This window comes from uncultured Mycobacterium sp. (genome assembly GCF_964249325.1).
In the GTDB taxonomy this organism is placed as follows: Bacteria; Actinomycetota; Actinomycetes; order Mycobacteriales; family Mycobacteriaceae; genus Mycobacterium.
In genome coordinates, this window is record NZ_CAXUCH010000228.1 from 1 (window position 1) to 6,772 (window position 6,772).

6 protein-coding genes and 1 pseudogene are annotated in these 6,772 nt (G+C 64.9%); 6 read left to right on the forward strand and 1 reads right to left on the reverse strand.

Annotated features, from left to right (window positions below; genetic code table 11):
* Positions 1-35: 35 nt before the first annotated feature.
* The 5 genes and pseudogenes from ACFE99_RS20805 (at position 36) to ACFE99_RS20825 (ending at position 3,622) form a co-directional block, all read left to right on the forward strand.
* On the forward strand, positions 36-920 hold the full coding sequence (locus ACFE99_RS20805) for a GDSL-type esterase/lipase family protein (RefSeq protein ID WP_375488302.1): 885 nt from the start codon (positions 36-38) through the stop codon (positions 918-920).
* A 5-nt stretch (positions 921-925) separates the two neighbouring features.
* On the forward strand, positions 926-1,189 hold the full coding sequence (locus ACFE99_RS20810) for a hypothetical protein (protein ID WP_375488303.1): 264 nt from the start codon (positions 926-928) through the stop codon (positions 1,187-1,189).
* Positions 1,186-3,014 (forward strand): annotated as a pseudogene (locus tag ACFE99_RS20815) (carbamoyltransferase). The gene ACFE99_RS20810 and the pseudogene ACFE99_RS20815 overlap by 4 nt, the downstream one beginning before the upstream one ends.
* 176 nt (positions 3,015-3,190) lie before the next feature.
* The gene (locus ACFE99_RS20820; protein ID WP_375488304.1) at positions 3,191-3,421 is read left to right on the forward strand and encodes an SxtJ family membrane protein; all 231 of its coding nucleotides are present in this window, start codon (positions 3,191-3,193) and stop codon (positions 3,419-3,421) included.
* A 9-nt stretch (positions 3,422-3,430) separates the two neighbouring features.
* Positions 3,431-3,622 (forward strand): DUF5989 family protein, encoded by a 192-nt coding sequence (locus ACFE99_RS20825; RefSeq protein ID WP_375488305.1) that lies wholly within the window; start codon positions 3,431-3,433, stop codon positions 3,620-3,622.
* Positions 3,623-3,864: 242 nt separating this feature from the next.
* Here ACFE99_RS20825 and ACFE99_RS20830 read toward each other — a convergent pair whose 3' ends face one another.
* Entirely contained in the window at positions 3,865-4,434 is a 570-nt protein-coding gene (locus ACFE99_RS20830; protein WP_375488306.1) for a sensor domain-containing protein, read from the reverse strand.
* Between the two features lie 505 nt (positions 4,435-4,939).
* On the opposite strand from ACFE99_RS20830, the gene ACFE99_RS20835 reads away from it, so the two are divergent.
* Positions 4,940-6,625, forward strand: coding sequence for a sulfatase-like hydrolase/transferase (locus ACFE99_RS20835; protein WP_375488307.1), 1,686 nt, complete (start codon positions 4,940-4,942; stop codon positions 6,623-6,625).
* Positions 6,626-6,772: the final 147 nt, after the last annotated feature.

The window sequence follows — 6,772 nt, forward strand, 5'->3', positions numbered from 1 at the left end:
ACAACATCCAAAACCACAAACCTTAACCGCCAACTATGCGGAAAACGGGCCTAGGAGTGGTCGAGGTCGCCTTTCGCATCTCCGGCTACCACTCCTTCAGCGAACTCTACTCCCACAACGCCTATGGCTACTTGAAGGCCGATGAGGTGCTCGGACGGTCGTATACGCCGGGAGCGACGGGTGTGTTCGACGGGCCGCACCCATTTCCGATTACCTTCCGTAGCGAGTTCCGGATCAACTCGCTCGGTCTGCGCGGCCCCGAGGTGACCGACATTGCACCCGAAGGGCTGCGGGTGCTTGTGCTGGGCGACTCCGTGACCAGCGGGTTGGAGGTAGCGGAGAACGAGACGTACTCTGCGGTGGCTGCCCATCTGCTCTCCAGGCGACTCGGCGTGCAGGTGCAGGTGATCAACGCAGGCGTACGCGGCTATGGCACCGACCAGGAGTGGCTCTTCTATCGGGAGCGGCTGAAGCGGCTGCATCCGGACGTCGTCGTCGACCACACCATCGACAATGACCCCGCCGACAACATCACCCTGCATCAGATGCGCCGGATATTCGGCAAGCCGGCTTTTGTCTTGGGTGCCGGCAACACGCTGCACCTGATCGCGCAGCCGGTACCCGACTATCCCCTTTGCTCGGAGTACTGGGCCATCGACGGCGCCGTCTACCGGATCGACGGCGTCGGGGCCCGGTTGATGTGCTGGCTGCAGATGCACCTCGTCAACCACTCCGCGTTCTTCAGCTTCGTCACCGACCGTCTGCAGCGGAACCCTGCCCTGGTGCAAGCTACGACCAGGCGTTGCAGCGCGCGGCGGACTCTCCGCCGCCGCCTGCGGCGCCTCCCCGAGATACCGCAAACGCGGCCGCACTGCCGGCAGCCGCACCACCCCCGCCAATGGACTATGCGTATCGGCTGACCTCGGTGCTGATCACCCAGATGGCCGACGACGTACGGCATGACGGGGGCCGCTTTGTGCTGATGGGGAAGGATGTCGATCTGCAGAAGCTCGACATGCCCGCTTTCAAACAGCGCGGCATCCCACTCGTTCGCATCGACCCAGCCTTCAGCCCGAACACCCTGATCGCGAACGACGGGCACCCTAAGGCCTTGGGGCATCGCCGGATCGGTGAGCTGCTCACCTATCAGCTCGAGCAACCGTTGCGGGAGGTAATTGCCTCGCGATGACCGCCATCCTCGGGATCTCCGCCTTCTACCACGACGCCGCTGCCGCGCTGGTAATCGACGGAGACGTCGTGGCCGCAGCCCAAGAGGAGCGGTTCAGCCGCCGCAAGCACGATCCGTCCTTCCCCCGCCACGCCGTCGCCTATTGCCTCGAGGAGGCCGGGCTGGCGACCAACGACCTCGACTATGTGGTCTTCTACGAGCCGCTGCTTACCTTCGACCGGCTGCTGGAGACCTACGTGTCGTTCGCGCCGCGGGGTTTCCGGTCGTTCGTCCGGGCCATGCCGCTGTGGTTCACCGAGAAGCTGCACCTACCGCGGGAGATCCACCGCCAACTTCGCGGCGGCTACCGGCGGCGGGTGGCGTTTGTCGAACACCACGAGTCGCACGCGCCAGCGCGTTCTTCCCGTCCCCGTTCGACGAAGCCGCCATCCTCACGTTCGACGGTGTCGGCGGGTGGGCGACGGCGACCATGGGTACCGGCCGCGGGAGCCGGATGGAGTTGCACGCGGAGCTGCGCTTCCCGCACTCGTTGGGCCTGCTCTACTCGGCCTTCACCTATTTCACCGGGTTTAAGGTGAACTCCGGCGACTACAAGTTGATGGGCCTGGCCCCCTACGGCCAGCCGATCTACGTCGAGAAGATCCTCGACAATTTGGTGGATCTCCGCGACGACGGGTCATTCCGGATCGATCTGCGCTACTTCGACTACTTCACCGGGCTGAAGATGACGTCGAAGCGCTTCGACCAGCTCTTCGATGGCCCTCCACGGGCATCCGAGTCGCCCGTCACCCAACGCGAGATGGACCTCGCCGCGTCGATCCAGCAGGTCACCGAGGAGATCGTGGTCCGCGCGGCCCGCCAGCTTCAGGCCACGACGCAGATGACCAACCTGTGCATGGCCGGCGGCGTCGCGCTCAACTGCGTGGCCAGCAGCCGCATCCTGCGCGACACTCCGTTCGAACGCATCTGGGTCCAGCCCGCCGCCGGGGACGCCGGCGGCTCGCTAGGTGCGGCATTGTTCCTCTGGCATCAGCTGCTCGACAACGGGCGCACCCCGCAGGGGCGAGACCGCCAACGGGGGTCTTTCCTCGGGCCGCGCTACGGCCGCGACGACGTGGTGGCCACCTTGGACCGCAACGGGGCAACCTATCGCCTGGTCGACGACGAAGTCGAACTGTGCGACCTGGTAGCCGGCCTGCTGGTCGACGGCAATGTTGTCGGCTGGTTTCACGGCCGCATGGAATTTGGGCCGCGCGCGCTCGGCGCGCGCAGCATCCTGGGTGACCCGCGCAGGCCCCGCATGCAGTCGGTGATGAACCAGAAGATCAAGTTCCGGGAGTCGTTCCGCCCGTTCGCCCCCGCAGTGCTGCTGGACCACGTCGATGACTGGTTTGAGCGTGCGGCCGGCGAGGAAAGCCCGTACATGTTATTGGTCGCGCCGGTGGCGGCCGCGCAGCGCACGCCCACGGCCACCGAAATGGTCCGGGGCCTCGACAAGCTGGGTGTGGTTCGCTCGACCATCCCCGCCGTCACCCACGTCGACCTGTCGGCGCGGCTACAGACTGTCGACGCCGAACGCCATGGCCGCTTCCATCTGCTGCTGCAGCGGTTCTAACAGCGCACCGGCTGTCCGGTGCTTGTCAATACCTCGTTCAACGTCCGGGGCGAGCCTATTATGTGCAGCCCTGACGACGCCTTCCGGTGTTTCATGGCGACCCGGATGGATGCGTTGGTGCTTGAGGACGCGGTCCTGCTCAAAGCCGAGCAGGGCGGCACCGCCCCGGTCGATCTGAAACGCTATCTGCGCGAGTTCTCCCTGGCCTGATATGAGGATCGACCATGACCCCGGGCGCCGCGAGCTGGCGGTGTTCGCCGCTGTGCTTCCCGTCACCTTCGCGCTGCTGGGACTCCTGGTCAGCCATCGCCTCGGTTTAGCCGGCCGCAACGGCGTGTGGCTGGCCGGCGCCGTGCTCACCGTGGCGTACTTATGCGCTTCCCCGATTGCGCCGGCCGATTTACGTTGGGATATCGGCGGCGGTCCACCCAATTGGTTGGTTGGTTTCCCATGCCATCTTGCTGGCCGTGTTCCTGTTGGTGGTAACCCCGGTGGCGCTGCTGCTGCGGGTGCTGGGACACGATCCGCTACAGCGTCGTTTCGACCCGTCGACCCCGTCGTACTGGGTGCCGCACCGTCCTGCCGGCGACGTGCGCCGGTACTTCCAACAATTTTAGGAGCTTCCCGTGCCCGACTCCGACTTCGAACGTGCCGCCTCCGAACGCTCGACCACCTTCATTGGCGAGTTCTGGCAGTTCCTTCGGCACAACAAGAAATGGTGGCTCGCCCCAATCGTCGCCACCCTCCTGCTTGTTGCGGTCCTGATCTTCTTAGCCGAGTCGAGCGGCGCTGGGTCTTTCATTTACACGTTGTTTTAAGCCGACGTTGACCCGAAGGCGCTCGTCCGGGGTGGGTCGATGAGTTTATCGATCTCGTGTCCATTCTGTGCGGCGACGGGGTTCGAATGCGTGCTGCCCGCGGCGGCGGCATCCAGCGGGTCACGCAGCCACGCCGACTGGCAGCGCGCGCCCGGAACCATTGTGCCGCCTGGCATCTGGGCCCGCAGGGGCGCCCGGTGCCGTAGTGGTGGATGTGCCGTTCATCCTGCGCAGGGCGCCCGCTAGTCTGGGCCGACCTTGGCCGCAATCGGGTGGGCGATGCTGAGGCCGGCATCACCCGGAGGGGTAGCGCACGCCATGATGTCGACCGCCACATTGTTGCGCACTGTCAGCGCCCGCTCACACCCCCAACCGTTGGCGCCCTGTTGAGTTTTCTGAAGGCTTAAGGTGCCGTTGTTGTTGGACACTGCACCCACCACCCACGAATGGGCCGGCTGTCCGTCGAGGGTGTGAATGTATTGGCGGTTGGAGCAGCCCACCCAAGACTGGGTGGAGGCATTAAAGAAGGCACCCGCATCGGCGGCGGTCGGAAACGCCACCACAGCCTGGACGACGAAATGGTCAAATTTCTCATCCGGTTCCTTCAGTTCCTCGTTGCGCGTGGCGGTGTAGCCGCTGCCGATGTACACCAACAGCTGCCCAGGACCGTAGGCGGGCAGGCAGGCCCTATCTGGGATGTGCGCGCTTTCGTCGAACATTTCGGAGTGCCCGGCCGCGACCGCCATGGCGGTGGCGCCCATGGCGGTGCTGACCTCAGCGGGGCTTAGCAGCAGCCCATCCAGCGCGGCCACCGCCATCGGAGCCGTCGCCGGGGGCGACGAGGTCCTGGAGGCGGCAGGCGCCGACGATTTCGGCGGGGTACCACCACAGGCGCCGCCCGCAAACACACACAACACAGCAAGGGTCAACGCAACGCGTCGCCGGCGCACGTGCCATCGACTCCGATCCCATGGGGGGCAAACCCGGCCAACGCCGGATGCGACCAGCCTAACGCCGCCCCACGATATCCGGTACAACGACAGCAAACGAGTTTTCGGTTTCTGGGTGCATTCCTGAGCGGGCCTCGCCCTGGCTAGTCGGCCCCGCGCCTGGTCAGCGTTTGCCGGCGTCCCGTCGGCCGGGGTTCTCGTCGGCGAGCGATACCGATCGCGAGGTGTGACGTCGCCGCCATGTTGGACCCGTCCCAGTCGCGGTAGCGTTCGTCGTGGGCTGGGTCTCGCAAGACGCGTAGAGCGGCAGGTAAATCTCGTCGGCCAAGCCGCACACGGCATCAGGTGAGCGGTTCTACACTGACGCATGCCTGCTATCAATCGGCGGACCGTGCTGGTAGGTGCTGCGACGGCTGAGGGCGCTGCCGCGGTGGGATTCGGCGGGCGTGAGTTCCTGCGCACGCCGGGTCCGAGCGAGTCGACGATGGCCGGCGGCAATAAACCTAACATCTTGGTACTGGTCGTCGACCAGATGCGTGCACCGCAGTGGTTTCCAGAACAACAGCATCTGAACGCCTTGCTGCCCAACCTCAGTCGGCTGCAAAGCAGCAGTGTTTATTTCCGGTCTCACTACACCGCGTCGAACAACTGCACCCCGTCGCGCAGCGTGATGACCACTGGTCTCTATTCGCATCAGACGGGTTGTTTGTTCACCGGCGACGGACCGAGCGAATCGAGCCTCGCGCCGCGATTCCCGACCTGGGGAACCATGCTGCGGGAGCAGGGCTACCAAACCTGGTGGTGGGGCAAGTGGCATCTAGGGCGGTCGGGTGACACGACACCTGAAGGCCTTGAGGCGCAAGGCTTTTCAGGAGGCACCTTTCCGTCGCCGAACGGCTCGCCCAACCAGGGACTGCAGAGGGATCCGGGCATTGTGGACCAATTTTGCAGCTGGTTCGACGACCATGCCGGCAACGGCCCCTGGTGTACGACCATCTCGCTGGTCAACCCGCACGACATCAACTGGTGGCCTAAAAATCCGTTGCCCGAGGAGATTCCGCATTGGTTCGACGCCGCGCCGGCCAACTTCGAAACACCGGACGACCTGCGGCGGCGGGGTAAGCCACAGGTACAGATCGACTACGTCAACTTCATGTCGCCGCTGCTGACCGGCTTGCTGCCATATTCGGGACCCGATTTGGCGAGCCAGTGGGCTCGCTGCCTGGACACGTACCTATGGCTGCAACAGCGGGTGGACGCCCAAATCGGCCGAGTGCTAGACAAACTGGCCTCACGGCCCGAGATTGACCGGAACACCGTCGTCGTCTTCACCTCCGATCACGGTGAATACGCCGGCTCACACGGGATGCGCGGCAAGGGCGCGGCTGCCTACGACGAAGCGATCAGGGTACCGCTCCACATTCGCGACCCGCACGGGCACCTCACGCCCAAACCCGGGGACACCCGCACTCAGCTCACCTCCAGCGTCGACGTGGCTCCACTGCTGTTGACTATCGGGTCTGGTGGAAACGGCTGGCGCGCCGAACCCCGGTACTCTTACTTGGCCTGCCGTGCGGATCTGTCAGGAATCGCGAGAAGCGCTGTGGCCCAAGGGCGACCGTGGATTGCGCATGTCATCGACGACATGTCCGTCGAACAGATGACTATGCTGCTGAAGTCTCCGGACATCCTCCGTACGGTTTTCCGAACGACTGAAGTACAGGCCGACATCCCGACGTCAGCACCCAGTCACATCATCTCTGTGCGCACGCCCGGCGCCAAACTGGCAGTGTACTCGTACTGGACGCCCGGCGGCATGGACATCGACACGTCACGGCAGATCGACCGTGAATTGTATGACTACTCAACACCTTTGGGTCGTCAGGAGGTCGACAACCAAGCTGGCGGCAACGCCAAGGAGACCGCGTTGCAGGCGCTCATCGACCACGAAGTCATGAGCGAAGTTCACGCTCCGCTACCCGCTTTCCTCGATGATGCGCGTGAACAGGGCCTTGCCGACATGCGGCAGCTCGTCACGCTCCGCGGCGGCTGAAGCTCGCTGTACGCGCGGCTGCTGGCCCGAGGGTGGCGGGGTAGGCGCCGGGGACGGTGAGGCCGGCTCCGGCGTTGATCTGTTGTAGGTGCCAGCGGGTGCCGGCGTCGCAGCCGGCGTGGATTCCGCCGCCGGGGGCGAGGTGGG